Here is a 17,305-nt window from a genome sequence, read left to right as displayed (position 1 = left end):
TTACCCCTTTAAGACATACCCAACACCTCTAACAGTGTGAATAAGTGGTACGTCCACATTACAATCTACTTTTTTACGCAAATATCTAATATATACATCAACAACATTTGTATCGCCATAATAATCAAATCCCCAAACATTCGTTACAATTTGCTCACGGTTTAACACTTGATTTTCATGCTTCATTAAAAAGAGTAATAAATCAAATTCACGTGGTGTCAAGTCGACTAGATTATCCCCTCTTTTCACTTCTCTCGTTTTCTCATCTAAATATAAATCTGCAATTTGATAACTACTATTTTCCTCTTCTTTTACTACATTTGAAATTCTTAAACAAGCACGAATTCTCGCTAATAATTCTTCTATTTGAAAAGGCTTTGTGATATAGTCACTTGCTCCTTGATCTAAACCACTAACCTTGTCAACAACTGAGTCACGAGCAGTTAATAAAATAATAGGTATTACAGCATTTTTCAAACGTATTCTTCGAAGAACTTCTAACCCACTTATATTTGGAAGCATTACATCAAGTAATATTAAATCCCAGTTACCATTGCTGAACTTTTCCATTGCCTCTGTACCTGTTTTTGCAATTTCACTTTCATATCCTTCAAATTCTAATTCTAACTGCACGACACGAGCAATTTTTTCTTCATCCTCAACGATTAAAATCCTTTCTCCCATAAAAGCCTCCTATAATATATATTTGCACCATTTTAGTATAACAAGTAATACTTTCCTTCAAAAGAAAAAATACCCAATATATTTTATCCTTAATGAAAAAAATCAGGAATGAAATATATTCCTGATTTTTAAAGAGACAATCCAACCCATTGCCAATATGCATAGTAAAATATAACCATTACAAATATATAAATAACGCTTAAATAACTACTTAATTTTAATAAATCTTGTGGTTGAAAAGTTTCTCTATCACTTTCTTGAAATAATAGTAGTGCCTTAGAACTGACCGGAAAGGTTAAACAATAATTCATTCCAACAATACCTATAAATAAGACAGCTACTTCATTTAATTGTAGACTAGTTGCAAAGTATAGTAGTGGCGGAATAAAAATTACTGCTCTCGTAGTGTGAGATGTAATATATAAATGTGATGTTACGGAAAGAATAACAATTACTAGTAGCACAATGAAAATTGATTGATCATCAATAAATTTTGTTACAGAAAATAACTTCTGCATAATCCATTGCGCTGCACCACTTTCCATTAATGATTTTCCTAATGCAATTGCTGCTCCAACAAATAAAATTAAGTTCCAGGAGACACCTTTCAAACTTTCTTTCCACTTCATCACACCGACTTTTGGTAAAGTTAATAAAAAAACTCCGATTATAGTTACAGTAGCAATTTCCAAACCGTGTAACGACTCTGTTAACCAAAAAGTTACCATCGCTATTAAAATAGTTATTGTATATTTTTCATTTCTTGATAATTTAACCTGCACTTTTTTCGGCTGTAGTTTCGTCTTTACTTCTTCTTTATCTAAAAATAAAAATAATATTACGCGACAACACATAAAGCTCATTATGACTCCAAATGGTAATCCCCATATTAACCACTTTACGAACGTAATGTTTTTATTATTAAATTCCTTTAACATATCTAGCGCGATTAAATGTGAGCCTGCACCAATAATTGTAGAACTTGTTGAAACTAAAATAACAGTAGGCATTAAAATTGCTAATGCTTTCGTAATTCTTCTACTTCCAATTTCTTTAGATATAGCTTGAAAAACAGGTAATACAACCGCTGCGCGTCCCGATGTAGATGGAATAAAAAAGGCAAGTATTTGAATAATCATCGTTAAAATCCAGCATAAGCCTGATATATTACGAGCGCGATTTACAACAAAGTACGTCATTTTTTCAGCTAGACCGGTAATTTGAAGTGCTCTTCCTAAAATAAACGAACCGATCATAAGCCAAATCACATCCGAAGCTAGCGAATCAAATAAAAGATCTTGCTTTGCTGTTCCTGAAATAATTAGAAATAATACAGAACCGAGTGCAATATAGGCCGAATTTATCGTTGTTGTTGTCCATAATATAATTGCACAGCAAAATCCAAACAAACTCCATTTCGCTTCCATCGTTAATGATGATGGAAGCAAAAGAACTATTTCTGCCATTAATATAAGCGCTACGGGAATAACCCAAGATGGCTTAGTTTTCGGATTATCAGTACTATTCACATGTAATTCCACTACATTTTTTTCAATCATGATACGTACCCACTTTTATTCAGCCGAGAAGCGATTTGATAACCGACTAACACTGTACGCATCGTACTCTCTGTACAATCACGAAGCCATTTCTCTGCATTTGAAAATGCATTTTCCAAAGAAGATGGCATTGGTAGTATACTTGTATATGCATCAATTCCATAATCATAATTAATACGTGCTCCTTTACCGACTGTCCCTACTAACGCTATTACTGGTAACCCATATTTTTTTGCACATTTAGCCACCTCAGCTGGAATTTTTCCACGTGGTGTTTGAAAATCTATACTTCCTTCCGCGGTAAATACAAGATCACACTTTAACAATAGTTTATTTAAATCCATATACTTCATAATAATATCGTATCTCGGATGAAGTGTTGCCCCAATTAAAGCTTGTAGTCCAGCACCAAGACCGCCAGATGCACCACTTCCTGGTGTATGATGTACATCTATACCTATATCTTTTTTTATAATAGAAGCATAGCGCTCCAATGCTTTTTCTAGTTCTATTACTTGTTCTTCGTTAGCACCCTTTTGCGGACCAAACACTCTAGCTACTCCATGCTCACCGCATAATTGATTAAACCAATTACAAGCAACATCGATTTGAACATGCCTTAATCTAGGATCTACTTGTAATGTATCTATTTTCGAAACTTGTAATAAAGATGTTCCTCCTTGAATTTGCAATTCCTTTCCATCTCTATTTAAAAACTTTACACCTAATGCTTGAGCCATACCAGCTCCTCCATCAGATGTACCTGAATCACCACACCCTATTAATATACGATCTACCCCTTTATTTAAAGCTAATTCTATTAACTGTCCAACACCATGAGTAGTCGTTTTTCTTGGATCACGTAAATCTCTCGGTACAAGGCGTAGCCCAGCCGCCGCAGCCATTTCAATAACAGCTGTACGCTCACCATTTCTCGTTTCAAAAACACCAAAATAAGATTGTATCTCATCTCCAACAGGTCCCATTACTTGTACTTTATACATTTTTCCACCAGTAATATTTATAATTGTCTCTGTAAAACCTTCCCCACCATCAACCATTGGTAAAGTCTCTACAGTAGCAAGTGGCATAACTTTTAAAATCCCTTCTTTCATTACATCAGCAGCTTCCTTCGCCCCTAAACTTTCTTTAAATCCTGATGGTACAACTAAAATACGCATGTATTATTTCTCCCTTCACCTTATATATCTTTCGTATCTACGGCTTATATTAAAGGTGAAAAAAGAGAGCACAATTAAGCTTACATTAAAATCTGGTGAGAAAGTGCTGAATTTTAGGAACTAAAAAACCGTTGTACTATAAAATAGCACAACGGATACATTCCTCCTCATTATTAAGGGATAAGTCTTGTACAGTCTCTTGGAAAAGCACTAGCCTCTCGTACATTTGTTAATTCTAATAGTTTATATACAATCCTTTCTAACCCAATTCCGAAACCTCCATGTGGTGGACAACCATATCGGAATGTATTTAAATAAGATTGAAATTTCTCTGGATGTAATCCTTTTTCTTTAAACGAAGCGAGTAACAATTCATAATTATGAATTCGCTGTGCCCCTGACGTTATTTCTAGCCCTTTATATAATAAGTCAAATGAATCAGTAATAGCTGGATTCTCTTTATTTTGCATCGTATACATCGGTCTCGCTTCTTTCGGATAATGTGTAATGAAAACAAATTCACTATTATATGTTTCCTTTACATATTTCCCTAGTAACTTTTCACCTTCTGTATCTAAATCCCCTACAGGAGATTCTTTACGATACTTACTTTTCAAAATTTCTTGTGCTTCTAACAATGTAATTTTAGGTATTTCAGTAATAACAGGTACTTCTATTTGTAATAGTTGTAGTTCTATTTCACATTTTTTCGCTACTTGTTGAAACATATATCGTAAAACATCCGTCTCTAGTTGCATCACTTCATAAAAATCATGAATAAAACCAAGTTCTACGTCTAACGATATATATTCATTCAAATGACGGGAAGAATTATGATGTTCCGCTCTATATACAGGTGCAATTTCAAAAACTCGTTCTAACCCACCTGCCACCATCATTTGCTTATAAAACTGTGGTGATTGTGCTAAATAAGCTTCTTTTTGGAAGTATGGAAGCTTAAAAACATTTGCTCCTCCTTCTGCCCCTTGCGAAACAATTTTCGGCGTAAAGATCCGTGTGAAATCGTTCTCTATAAGAAATTCACTAAAGCTCTGAACAAGTGTAGATTTCACTTTAAAAATCGCTGCGGTTCGCTCATGCCTTAATGATATTACTCGCTCATTAAGTAGTTGATCTAAGCCAACTTGTAACTTCTTTTTATTTATTTCAAATGGAAGTGGCTCTGCACCGTTTATTACTTTCACTTCATGAGCAAGTACTTCAACACCCAATTCTGTTTTCGACGTCTCGACTGTTTCACCGATTACATGGACAACACTTTCTACATCAACTTTATATCCGGCCAATTCATTTTCTAATACACATTGAATTACTCCTGTTCTGTCCCGTAATAATAAAAAACTAACATTTCCAAGGTGCCGAATTTTTTTTACCCATCCTTGAAGTAATACAACCTTTCCACTTTGCTTTGTACATTCTTTTGTGAGTGAACGCTTCATTATTGAATCCATTATTTTTCCCTCCAGTAATTTTATATTTATTTACGTTATTGTTGTCATCGTCATCATCCACGGTCACTCACCCCCTTTCAAAGAATACAAAAATCCGCCCCTATAAATAGGGACGGATTTTTTTCCGCGGTACCACCCAAATTGTCATACTGACCATCTTAGCCCTGATAACGGTAGGTACCGTTTGCTTTTACTAATAATCACGTTCAAAGCAACACTCACAGGTGTCTTTCCATCATGCGGTATCGCAACCTTCCCAGCAACCGGCTGCTCTCTGTAGATCTTTGCACCATGTACTTTTCCTGATCATCACTTTTTATATTTACAGAGTATTCTAACTCCTTACTTTATAAAATGCAAGCCTTTTTTAAAACATTCTGATTTTCTAACTCCTAGATTCTTCTAAAGTGTGAAAAGTTAATTTTGTAATACATATTCTTATGTATTAAATCCAAAATTACACCTTTAACATTTTCCAATTTTTACATAAAAACTAATTCATTTACGCATATTAATAAAAATTTTAAAGCGAGGTGTGTTTATGCAAAAAGCAATTAGTTTCTTTCTCCTTTTGTTTTGCTTAATTGTAGTAAACGAAACGTATGCCTATTCACCAAAATCTTTACCAATCTCTCAAAACTCTGATCAATGGCAAGTGAATATTGATAAACCGAAAAAAACAAACAAGAATATGCTTCAAGCTAAAAAAGATGAATTTCAAACATATCATTTTTCAGTAAAGAATGTCGGGAATAATGAAGTATATAATGTAAACGTCGAAGTATTCCGCAACGAACCAAATAAGAAAACGAAATATGAACTCTTTTCCCTAAAGGAAAGTCGTTTGGCAAGTGGAAAAACTGGATTTGAACACGCTAATTTACCTGTTGCTACAAAAGCGGATGAGGTTGATGTAATTATTACATGGCAAGAACACCCTTTCCGCTCCATGAGAAATGGTCAAAAAGTGGAGTCTAGAAAATTTAAAGAGCATTTTGTTTTTAAAGAAGCTAAAAAATAAATGGGATACGGATATATTCACACTATCATTGATATAGCTTTATTTACTAGTACCAGTTCGTAAGCAAATTAAAAAGTCGTGGCTTATAAACGCCACGACTTTTTATATTAATTCGTACTAATGCCTCTCGCTGCCCAAATGCGATCAATATCAGCAGCATGTTGTCCGCCATATAAAAGAGCATCCGCTTGCTTAATCGCTTTCGCTCCATCACTGAATTTAGAGTTTGGTGTTAATGACCAGTGTGATTGTAAAATGATTTTTGTTGCTACATCACGGCCAAAAGCTTGTGCCATTTCGTATTGGCCTTGAGCCCAAATTTCACCATCATCATGCACTTCATTCGTTATATCTTTCGGATATACTTTATTATTATCTAATCGGCGTAAGCATGTTGGATCTGAACTAGAATAAGCTGTCGCATCCCATTCTCCAACACATGCTTTACCATATCCAGTAGTCGATACTGCATCTTCATATGTAGCACCTAAGAAGTCCCCAAATCCTTCTCCCATCGCTCCACCTTCTGCTGAACTACCAAAGCCAGGAACTTGGTTATCTTGAATCGAATGCCCATATTCATGTGCGATAATACCAGCATCTTCTGCATCATCAACACCGCCAGTACCGAAAGTCAAAGCTTTTGTTGATGGAGAATAGAATGAGTTATCATCAGTTGTACCATTAACATTCACTTTTATCGAACGGTTATTAATATTTTTAAAACCTAGACTTTGAATGTAACGTTGCAATGTGTCGATATGATAGTACGACATAACATCTTCAAAGCTATCATTTGCGCGTGTATAGTTAAATTGTAAATTCGTAGATTTTGTTTTCGCTTTTGAAGAAATCGTTACATATTCTCCAATTAAAAATCCTGTTCCATCTAAACCTTTTAACGTAACAGTTTTCAGTTGGTTCGTTAGAGCTGTTGAATCTGCATCGTTATTATCTTTTAAGCCTACTTTACTACCGCTAGATACGACTGGGTTAGGTAAAAATACTTTTCCTGACCCTTCAGCTTTTCGGTTTATATCAACCTTTTTAATTAACTTTCCATTTTCTGCATCAATAAATGTTTCCCATGCACCAAATGGATTATTAGAATGGACTACAACTTTATATACTGGACGAGCAATTCCTTCTTCAACAATATATCCGAACTCTTTATCTGTAGGAGCCCATAAATTTTGCTCACTTGCTTCTCCAACATACGCCATTGATTTTTGTATTGCATCTTTTTCACTAATTTTTGTCGTTACTTCCTTCACACCTGTAACAGGCTGATAATCAGAAACAGCGAGTACTCCCTTTCCCTCTCCGTTAAGCGTAACTGTTATTTGTTTTGAAAATACAGGTGCACCATTAACAACTTGTTGGAACCTAACATATGAAGCTACTGATGTTTCTGTTGTAGAAATATATTGCAAGTCTGAAAGATCTGTTTTCAATCCATACTGCGCAGCATTTTCTTTTAAATATTCAGTTGCTTTTTTCTGTGGCGAATAAGCTTCTAACTTTACTTGCTGTTGTTTTTCCAATGCCGAAACCGTAGAAATCGTCCCCATTACTAACGGCACGGTCATTGCCATTGCCACCATTTTTTTATTAAACATAGAACCACTCCCCCTAATAAAGTAGCTCAACCTTATCCCATTACCACTAGGCAATCATTCCCCGCAAAACGGATGGATAAAAATTGAATCTACGAGTAATTCTCTATGAACACTTCTATTACCTTTCCATTTAGGGTAAGTGAAATTTTCTCAATATTTATGTGTAAAGTGAACACAATACTTTAGAAATATATTTCTAAAGTATTTCCATAACTCTTAACCTTTTTAAATTACTTTGTAAAAAACAGGATATTTTTTACCTAACGGTAGGTTGAAAAAAATATTTATGAATGATACGATTTATATAACCTTTTTGTAGGAGGCTTTATTATGAGCAAAAGTGAAGAAACACTCTCTTCAATTATGGAAGCAAGCTATCGACTGTTTGCCGGACATGGCATTACTAAAACGACCTATTCTATGATTGCTGAAGAAGTCGGAATTGCTAAACCGTCCATTTATTATTACTTTAAATCTAAAGATGCATTAATCGAATGTATTTTCACAGAATTATGTGCTGCGATGCAGTTTTCTTCCTTCTTCCATACAGAAGAGTTTACGAAAGAAAATTTTATTGAGAAATGCATTGAAATTGGATTCAAAATAATTGATGAACAGCAGAACGATCCTTATTTTAATCGTGTGTTGCAAGAATATGTATTACTATCTTCAAGAAATGATATGTACAAAGATCGATTACTAACTGTGCAAACAGAATATTTACAAGGGTTTGAATCACTCCTTACAAAAGCAAATGAGCTGCAATTAATTGAAAATAAAAATCTAGTTTCAAAAGCTCATATGTTAGCATTAGTGCTTGATAATGTCGGGAATTTTATGATGTTACATGTGGATATAGATTATAGACAAATATGGATGGAAGCTGTAAACAGTATTTTTGAAAGAAGGGATTGAATTGAATACTAAAAAACGAATTATCGGCTTAGACTTTGCTAGGGCCTTGGCGATGTTTGGTATGCTGCTTGTTAATTTTATGGTGATAACAGGTGCAGAAGGAAATGGTCCCCCATTTTTAATAACTTTAATGTCACTTTTTGAAGGTAGAGCTTCTGCCTTGTTTGTTATACTTGCTGGAATTGGAATATCTTTAATGACTAGATCCTCTGTTGCTAGAAATGAAAAAATAAAAATTTCTAATAGCCGAAAGATCATATGGAAACGGGCACTATTCTTATTTATTTTAGGATTACTTTTATACGTAATGGAGTGGACTGGGGATATATTACACTACTATGGTGTTTACCTTTTCGTTGCTGCCTTACTCATTACAGTCCGAAAAAAAGCATTACTCTTCTTATCTATTATTATCCTACTCTTGGCACAATCTCTTCAGCTTACTTTCAATGCTTTCGAAGGTTGGGGAGGCCCTACTCCATTTATAAACTATGTAGACTTCTGGACAGTTAACGGTTTTCTTCGCAATTTATTCTTTAATGGTTATCACCCTTTTTTCCCATGGTTTTCATTCTTCTTAATCGGTATGATAATTGGCAGATTAGATCTTCATAATAAAAAGATTAGAGATAGGTTGCTCTTGCTCGGTATTACATTCACCATACTGATAGAACTTTTATCAAAAGGGCTCACGTACTACTTCATTCCACACATTGGCAAAGCAGCTGCTACATTTTTGTTTAATACAGGACCCGTTTTACCAAATGTATTGTACATTTTATCTGCAACAGGATCTGCTATTGCTATATTAATACTTTGCCTCTATATTACTGAAAAATATGAAAATAATTGGTTTGTTACTTCCATTATACAAACAGGTCAATTAACATTAACTCATTATGTAAGTCATGTATTTATCGGGATTGGGACATTAATTCTATTCAATAGAATGGAACATCAAACACTACTTTTCGTTTTATTATTTGCTACTGTATTTTTCATTTTCAGTATTTTGTTTAGCGTATTATGGAGAAAGAAATTTTCTAGAGGACCTATCGAATGGATTATGAGGAAATTAGCTAGTTAATTTACCTCCATACAAAAAAGGAAGTTGGAATCATTCCAACTTCCTTTTTTCTTTAATTAGCTGCACTTAATTTAATTCTAAGTTTTGTTTCACCTAAAGAAAGTTCATCATCTTCGTTCGTTAAGTGACCAAATGTAAATTGTTTAACGAGTAAGTTTTCTTCCAATAAATCTTTATGGTTCGTTAACGTTCGCTGTAGTTCTTCTTCTGTATCAAGAATAATATCGACTCGTAAATTAACTGGTAAATTCAACTGTTTACGGTATTCTTGAACCGCACGAATGAATTCACGCGCTACTCCTTCTTGTAACAATTCTTCCGTTACATTCGTATCTAACATAACTGTATATTGTCCGTTAGTCGTATTAGAGAATCCTGATTTTGCAACTTTCTCAACTAACACATCTTCAGCAGTTACAACTACTTCTCCTTCTGGTGTTGCTTCGTAAACTGCTCTTCCTGTTGATACAAAGTTTTGTACTTCTTCTTGTGATAATTGTTTTAGCCAACCATTCACTGCATTCACATTTTTACCGAATTTTGGCCCCGCTGTTTTAAAATTAAGCTTCAATTGATATGATGTGTATTTTGTTTCATCGAGTTCAACATGGAACGCTTTTACATTTAACTCATCCATAACGATATCACGATAAGATTCCCAATCCATATCATTCTCGTTATGCTCAAGTAATACAAGTTCTGCTAGCGGCTGTTTTACTTTTAAAGAATGCTGATTACGGTTACTTCTTCCAAGTTCAACAACTTGTAAAACAGCATCCATTTCCGCTTCTAATTTTGGTTGAAGTAGTGATTCATTTACAACTGGATAATCGGCTAAATGAACGCTGCTTCCTTCTAAATTTAGATGAATGTCTTCCGCGACAAACGGTGTAAATGGTGCAATTAATTTACTAATTGTTACAAGCACTTCATGAAGTGTCTCATACGCAGCTGCTTTCTCAGCGTTCATACCAGATTCCCAGAAACGATTACGTGAGCGTCTTACATACCAGTTACTCACTTCATCTACAAGTGCTGCAATTTCACGAGCTGCATTCGTAAATTGATAATCATCAAGTGCAGTTCTCACTTTTTTCGTTGTACTATGCAATCTTGTTAATACCCATTCGTCTAATTTCGTAAGCTTTACATCATACGTTTCTTTCGGATTATACTCATCTAAATTTGCATATAAAACGTAGAAGCTATACACATTGACTAATGTATCTACAAATTTAGATTTCGCTTCCAGTACTGTTCTTTCAGAAAAACGCTTCGCATTCCACGGGGCACTATCAACAAGTAAAGCCCATCTTAGCGCATCTGCACCAAATTTATCTACTAAATCAACTGGATCTAGTGCATTTCCTTTGCTTTTAGACATTTTCTGCCCTTCTTCATCTAAAACATGCCCTAATGATAACACTCGTTTATACGGTACTTTTCCTGTATATAGTGCTGATACTGCTAATAAACTATAAAACCAGCCGCGTGTTTGATCAATTCCTTCTGCAATAACATCCGCTGGAAACTGCTCTTCAAATAACTCTTTATTTTCAAATGGGTAATGATATTGTGCAAATGGCATAGAACCACTATCAAACCAAACATCAATCACTTCTGGTGTACGATTCATTGTGCCTCCGCATTTCCCGCAGCAGACTTGCACTTCATCTACATAAGGCTTATGCAATTCCAAATCTTCTGGTGTTTCTTTCGTACTATGCTTTCTTAATTCGGCAATGCTTTTCGGTGCGAACTGATGATCACAACTTTCACATTCCCATACATTCAATGGCGTTCCCCAATATCTATTTCGGCTAATATTCCAATCTACCATATTTTCTAAAAACTTACCAAAACGTCCATGTTTCATATGATCCGGATACCAAGTAACAGAATCATTATTTTGTAAAAATGTATCTTTAATTGCAGTTGTTCGGATTAACCAACTTTCTCCTGCATAATAAAGTAGTGGTGAATCACAACGCCAGCAATGCGGATAGCTATGTTCATATTTTTCTTTATGATACAGTAAACCTTCCTTCGCTAAATAACGAACGATATCCACGTCACAATCTTTTACAAATTTCCCTTTCAAAAATGGTACTGCCTCTGTATACTCACCTTTTTCATCTACAACGTGCAAGAATGACAATCCTTCACTTTGAACAACTCTATAATCGTCCTCTCCATATGCTGGAGCAATATGAACAAGTCCTGTACCACTATCTCCCGTTACAAAATCTGCTGCAATAACGCGGTAACCATTTGTAACTTCTTTCATCGGAAATGGCGCTGTATAAGATGTGTTTAATAATTCTTCGCCTTTATGAACAGATAATACTTCATAGTTCTCTTTTAATACTTCTTGTACACGTTCTTTTGCAACAATGTATACATGACTTTCTTGTTTTGCTTTAACGTATTCCATATTTGGATGGACAGCAAGCGCAACGTTTGCTGGAAGTGTCCAAGGTGTCGTTGTCCAACCTAAGAAATACTCATTTTCACTATCTTTCACTTTAAACTTCACAGTTGCACTTAAATCTTTTACTGTTTTATACCCTTGTGCAACCTCATGTGAGCTCAATGAGGTTTGGCAGCTTGGGCAGTATGGTGAAACTCTATGTCCTTTATATAACAATCCTTTTTCATGGATTGTCCCCAAAATATGCCATACACTTTCGATATATGGATTCTTTAAAGTTACATATGGATCATCCATATCTACCCAATAACCAATACTTTCAGTGAATTCGCGCCACTGCTTCTCATATGTGAAAACACTCTCTTTACACTTTTGAATAAATGGTTCAATGCCATATTCTTCGATCTCATGTTTACCAGAAATACCAAGTTGCTTCTCAACGCCTAATTCTACAGGTAAACCATGTGTATCCCATCCTGCTTTTCTTAACACTTTATAACCAGCCATCGTTTTATATCTTGCTACTAAGTCTTTAATTGTTCGTCCAAGTGCATGACCTACATGCGGTAGTCCGTTCGCCGTTGGTGGTCCTTCATAAAATACGAAAGACTGTGCGCCTTCTCGATTCTGAATTGATTGTTCGAAAATATTTTGTTCGTTCCACTGTTTGCGAATTCGCATTTCTCTTCCTACAGCTGATTCTTTTACATCTACTTTTTCCATATACAATCACTCCTTTGAATATTTTAAAGCACACAAAAAACCCGTCCCTATAAAGTAGGGACGGGTTTACCCGCGATACCACCCTAATTCTATTAGCTTTTTCACTAATAGCACTTAGCAACGTACTATCATACGTGTTCTTTGTAACGGTAGACATCCGTCCGGGCTTACTTACTTTCAGCCTCGGCTCCTCGGAGATGATTTTCAAATAACGTCTGCACACCGGCTTTCAGCAATATACCGGCTCTCTGGAGAACAGCTCACTATTTTACTCTTTCTCGTCTTCAGATTTGTATACTTTGTTAAAAGTTATTTTATGCCATTTAGCAACTAATTGTCAACTAATTCAAAATATATCCTTATCTTTTTTCCCTATTCTTATACAATTACTTTTCAAATTCTCGCAATGCTGCTAAATTTTCATCATCCTCAATAAGTTCAGCAAAGAATCCCGATTCATCCTCACGAAGGACAAATTCAAGCTCTTCCTTCGCCTCTTCATTTCTATTTAACTGTGCTAAATAACAAGCTCGATCATATCTTGCTAACAAATCACTCGCGTCAATTATTAATACTTCATTTGTTATTTTTTCTGCCTTTATCGTTTGGCCGGCACCATGATATGAAGATGCTAAAGAAAGAAGAATTGCTGTTTCATTTGGATGATGTATAGAAGCATTTTCTAATACATGAATTGCCTCTTCAAACCTTTCTTGACTTTGATATATTTCTCCTAAAGCAAGAAATGCTCTACTTACAAACGGTGTTTGCTCTGTTAATTGCAAGATAATCTTTTCTGCTTTTCTTTCTTCCCCTGCTTTAAAGAATACTTGTGCTTGCAGAAGAAGAGTATCATAATCATCTGGTAGTTCTCGAACCATTTGTTTCGTTAATTCCAAAGCATCTCTTAACATATCTTCTTCCTCGCACTCAACGAAAAGATTTACAAGTTGCTTCGCTACGTCATAATCCCATTTATTTTCTAGTGACGTGTGCAGAATCTCTATTGCTTCTTTATTCATCTCTACATTCTCATAAAATAGCGCAAATCGCTGTGCTGCCATACTATTTTTCGGATTTAACTTTAAAGAGATTTCATATAAATCAATTATCATAGTAACCATTGAAATTTCTTTCGCACGATTTTTCATACGATAAAAAGCTCTCGTAATGATAGATCGTTTTGGCTGTTCATGCAGCTGGCGTTCAATCCATATTTCCGTAACCGCAGCTGCAGCATACATGAATGCTGTACTCCTTTCTGCTTTTTTCACCTTTAACGTATGAAGAAAATCTCGTATGTTAGACAATTTTTTATGTTGCTCTACTGCTTTTACATAAACATCAAATATACGTTCATTATCAAAATCTTTTTGTATTACTTTCATTGCAACTTCAATTGCTTTTACATTTCTTTTTTTCACTAATACTTTTGCATAATGATATAGAACTTCTATATGCTCACCATCTAATTGTAGTGCGTATTCAACCTGTGCTTGTTCTTTATCTATTTCATTCATCGCTCCGTACACATATGCAATCGCATCTAAACGCCATATTTCAGGTACTTCGTCCACTAATTGTTCTAGTTCAGTCAGCAATTCTTCCTGAAGATTCATATCTACTGAAAGCTGTGCTAAATATTCCATATTAATATGCAACGGCTCTTCTTTCATCGCCTGAACCATATGACTTTGTTCTTTAGAACGGTTTTCTTCTTTTTCGTATATTTCCGCAAGCTGTAAATGTACACCTACGAAATTCCCATCAAGCTCTAAACATGTTTCATACGCTTGTTTTGCTTCCGTCAATTGCCCTAATGCCATAAGTGTTTCACCAATTCGGTAATACGGTAATGCCGTTTCCATTTGTTCTATCGCCTTATTATATCTTTTCATCGCTTGGCCGTACTGTCCAATAGATTCATATAAAATACCTGCATAACAACCGTACTCACTTACTTCATTTCTTTCTTTGTGTAACGTTCTTAAAAATGCTATACCTCGTTGTACAAATTCCGTTCCTTTAATTCGATTCACATATTCATCTAACGCACTTGCTACATTATAATCACTTTTCTTTATACCATTTTCTAACTTAGATAGTGCTACTTTAAACCCTTCTTCATTTCCACCAAGTTCAATTTCAGCATCCCATAAAACCATTCCTGCATTCATGAGGAAATCTTGGCTCTTTTCAATTTGCTTCTCAAGACCAAGTATATATTCTTTTGCTTCCTTATATTGTTCTCTTGCCATATAAACTTGTGTAAGTCCGAAGTGAGAATAAACATCCTCATCATTTTCTTCTAAAGCACGCTTATACAATACTTCTGCTTCTTCCAAGCTATCATTTTGAAAATGATAATCACCTAATTTTACGTAAAGAGGTGCTTTATCATCACAATTCTCAATACCGTTTAATAAAATTTCTTTCGCACTTTCCTCATCCTTCAAATCAGATTCGTATATTTCCGAAAGTTTCGTATAAATGTAAGGTGCATTACTATCCAAACGAATCGCTACTTTAAGCCCTTTTATTGCTAAATATAATTTCCCTAGTTGATGTGCACATCTCGCTCGTTCATACCATACATGCGCTTCATATTTATACTCTTTTAACAAGTCATTAAAGATTTCATATGCTTCTTCATATCTTTCTAAATCTATTAATATTAAACCGTGATTTGTTAAAGTGAACCTTTCAGGACTACGCTCTAACGCAACTTGAGAGTATTGCAATGCTTTTTCAGATTGATCAATATACATATAGGATAAAGCGAGAAAACTCCAAGCAATAGGCTGATCTGCGTCTAATTGTAACGATGAACGAAAGCTTGAAATCGCTTCTATATAACTTTCCTGCTCAAAAGCATATCTTCCATTTATTAAATGATATAAAGCACGATTATTTTTCTTCTCAACGCTTGTCAGCATTTGCTCCGCTTTCTCTACTTCTTGAAGACGAATAAAACACTGTGCACCATGCAATTTAACAAAGTCCGAGTTCGGAAACTTTTCCATTAACTTATCGATACAATATAAAATAAATTCTTTATCTACTTCAACATCTAAGTGCTTTATCGTATATAACCACGTATTTGGATTATCACTCGTTTCTTTTAAAAATTGTACTAAGTTACTAATCCCCTCTTTGTCATGTTCATCTAAATGATCCGTAAGAGAAAAAATAGATTTAAAGTAACGATTTTCTTCCTCACTTAGAAACGCTAGTTGCTCCTTCTTTTCTTTCGGAACAAACGTGATTGCTAAACAGCCTGTATAACGATATTTTTCTTGTAATTTACTATATTCCACAAGAACTGGTTCTATAAAGTTTGGATCTTGAACATAGAAAGCTTGCAATGTATCATCATATCCAGATAGAACTTGTACGTGTGAAGCATGCTCAATATCTATACTTAATAAAACAGGAATTCCTTCGTCAATCAGTCTCTTATAATTCTCTTCATTCCCTTTAAAATAACGATATTCATAACCTAATTCTTCTAAATAAGAAACAGTATCTGAAAACTTCGAACCTGTCATATCAAAAATAAACTCTGCTATTTCATCTTGTGTACGTTTCTCTCCCCATATACGCAACATCATCTCTAAACTTGTCGGAACACAATAATTATCCTTTTGTACAATAGGAACTATCGGCAAGTGAACCTTTTTTCCATCCGGATTTTTTTCTAAATTATGATATAAAGATTCTTTTAAACTCTTTTCTTCTTTTAATAGTTTTTGTAAATCTGCAAATTTATTCATTTTGTACAGTGCTTCTGCACGTAAATGTACAAAGTAAGTATTATAGGCATGATACGGCAGCTGAGTATTTATGTTATCTATTACCGCTAACATCTCTTCATATTGCTCTAAATCTAATAAATACTTTATCTTCTCAAAATGAAAATATGGTACTTGTGGGAATTTTACAATTGCATCATCGATTAACTGTATCGCGCGTTTTTGTTCTCCTTTATTCGCATACAATTGTGATAATAAATAGGTAGATAACTCTTCACAATCTTCATGCTGCATGCCAGCAATAAATTGTTCTTCCGCTTTCTCCCATTCACCTGTATGCATATAAACGTAGCCCCATTTATCAAACACTGCGCGCGCACTGTACTCCTCTGCTTTTTGCATATACATTAACGCTTCTTCGTTTCGTTTCATTTCTAAAAGACATCGTACTAACGTAAAATATGTTTTCGCTAAAAAATCTGCATCTATTTCTTCTTTACTTAACTCTTCTAAAGAAGATTTTAACAACTGCTCTGCTTCAAGAATTTTCTGCTCATCAATTAACTCATCACAATATAAAGAGAGCGTTCTCATATTTGGGAATTTTTTATAAGCGTAACGAATGAGGAATGAACTATATTGGTGCATAAGCCCTTCATCAGTAAGGCGAATTAATATATCGAACTCCTTATGCGAAGGAATATTGACAAGCCAATTCTTCACATAGGATAAAGTATTCGTTTCTTTTATATATGCAATTTCATTATTTATTTCTTGTAATCCATCTACAAACCTCTTGTCTTTTAAACAAGTTTCTAATTGCTTAAAATCTAGCATGCATTCACCTCGAATTTATATTTA

The 17,305-nt window shown here is 34.6% G+C and carries 10 protein-coding genes and 2 other annotated features; of the genes, 3 read left to right on the top strand and 7 right to left on the bottom strand.

Annotation, left to right across the window (positions count from 1 at the left end; all coding sequences use genetic code 11):
* From ACS2QP_RS05305 to aspS, 4 genes are all read right to left on the bottom strand, one after another.
* Entirely contained in the window at nt 1-684 is a 684-nt protein-coding gene (locus ACS2QP_RS05305; protein WP_000504581.1) for a response regulator transcription factor, read from the bottom strand.
* A 128-nt stretch (nt 685-812) separates the two neighbouring features.
* Nucleotides 813-2,243, bottom strand: a complete 1,431-nt coding sequence (locus ACS2QP_RS05300) for an SLC13 family permease (RefSeq protein WP_438882190.1) — start codon at nt 2,241-2,243, stop codon at nt 813-815.
* On the bottom strand, nt 2,240-3,424 hold the full coding sequence (locus ACS2QP_RS05295) for a glycerate kinase family protein (RefSeq protein WP_061457143.1): 1,185 nt from the start codon (nt 3,422-3,424) through the stop codon (nt 2,240-2,242). Before ACS2QP_RS05295 ends, ACS2QP_RS05300 begins: the two co-directional genes overlap by 4 nt.
* A gap of 173 nt (nt 3,425-3,597) precedes the next feature.
* On the bottom strand, nt 3,598-4,896 hold the full coding sequence (gene aspS, locus ACS2QP_RS05290) for an aspartate--tRNA(Asn) ligase (protein ID WP_048538763.1): 1,299 nt from the start codon (nt 4,894-4,896) through the stop codon (nt 3,598-3,600).
* Between the two features lie 105 nt (nt 4,897-5,001).
* Nucleotides 5,002-5,215, bottom strand: a binding site (T-box leader).
* 222 nt (nt 5,216-5,437) lie between these two features.
* On the opposite strand from aspS, the gene ACS2QP_RS05285 reads away from it, so the two are divergent.
* Nucleotides 5,438-5,917, top strand: coding sequence for a hypothetical protein (locus tag ACS2QP_RS05285; protein ID WP_001167906.1), 480 nt, complete (start codon nt 5,438-5,440; stop codon nt 5,915-5,917).
* 107 nt (nt 5,918-6,024) lie between these two features.
* Here the strand turns inward: ACS2QP_RS05285 and ACS2QP_RS05280 are convergent, their stop codons facing one another.
* Nucleotides 6,025-7,536, bottom strand: coding sequence for a M36 family metallopeptidase (locus ACS2QP_RS05280; protein WP_000482273.1), 1,512 nt, complete (start codon nt 7,534-7,536; stop codon nt 6,025-6,027).
* Nucleotides 7,537-7,866: 330 nt separating this feature from the next.
* On the opposite strand from ACS2QP_RS05280, the gene ACS2QP_RS05275 reads away from it, so the two are divergent.
* Nucleotides 7,867-8,451, top strand: coding sequence for a TetR/AcrR family transcriptional regulator (locus tag ACS2QP_RS05275; RefSeq protein ID WP_000045218.1), 585 nt, complete (start codon nt 7,867-7,869; stop codon nt 8,449-8,451).
* Between the two features lies 1 nt (nt 8,452).
* Nucleotides 8,453-9,538: a DUF418 domain-containing protein gene (locus ACS2QP_RS05270; RefSeq protein ID WP_001093114.1), complete on the top strand. Its 1,086-nt coding sequence runs from the start codon at nt 8,453-8,455 to the stop codon at nt 9,536-9,538.
* Nucleotides 9,539-9,590: 52 nt separating this feature from the next.
* On the opposite strand, the gene ileS is transcribed toward ACS2QP_RS05270, so the two are convergent.
* The gene (gene ileS, locus ACS2QP_RS05265; protein WP_438882189.1) at nt 9,591-12,692 is read right to left on the bottom strand and encodes an isoleucine--tRNA ligase; all 3,102 of its coding nucleotides are present in this window, start codon (nt 12,690-12,692) and stop codon (nt 9,591-9,593) included.
* 53 nt (nt 12,693-12,745) lie between these two features.
* Nucleotides 12,746-12,986: a binding site (T-box leader), on the bottom strand.
* A gap of 92 nt (nt 12,987-13,078) precedes the next feature.
* Complete coding sequence (locus ACS2QP_RS05260) at nt 13,079-17,281, bottom strand: tetratricopeptide repeat protein (protein WP_438882188.1); 4,203 nt, start codon at nt 17,279-17,281, stop codon at nt 13,079-13,081.
* Nucleotides 17,282-17,305: the final 24 nt, after the last annotated feature.

This window comes from Bacillus cereus group sp. Bce019 (genome assembly GCF_051781745.1).
Lineage (GTDB): Bacteria > Bacillota > Bacilli > Bacillales > Bacillaceae_G > Bacillus_A > Bacillus_A cereus.
Note: the sequence above shows the minus strand (reverse complement) of the source record. Positions and strands in the feature narration are given on the sequence as shown.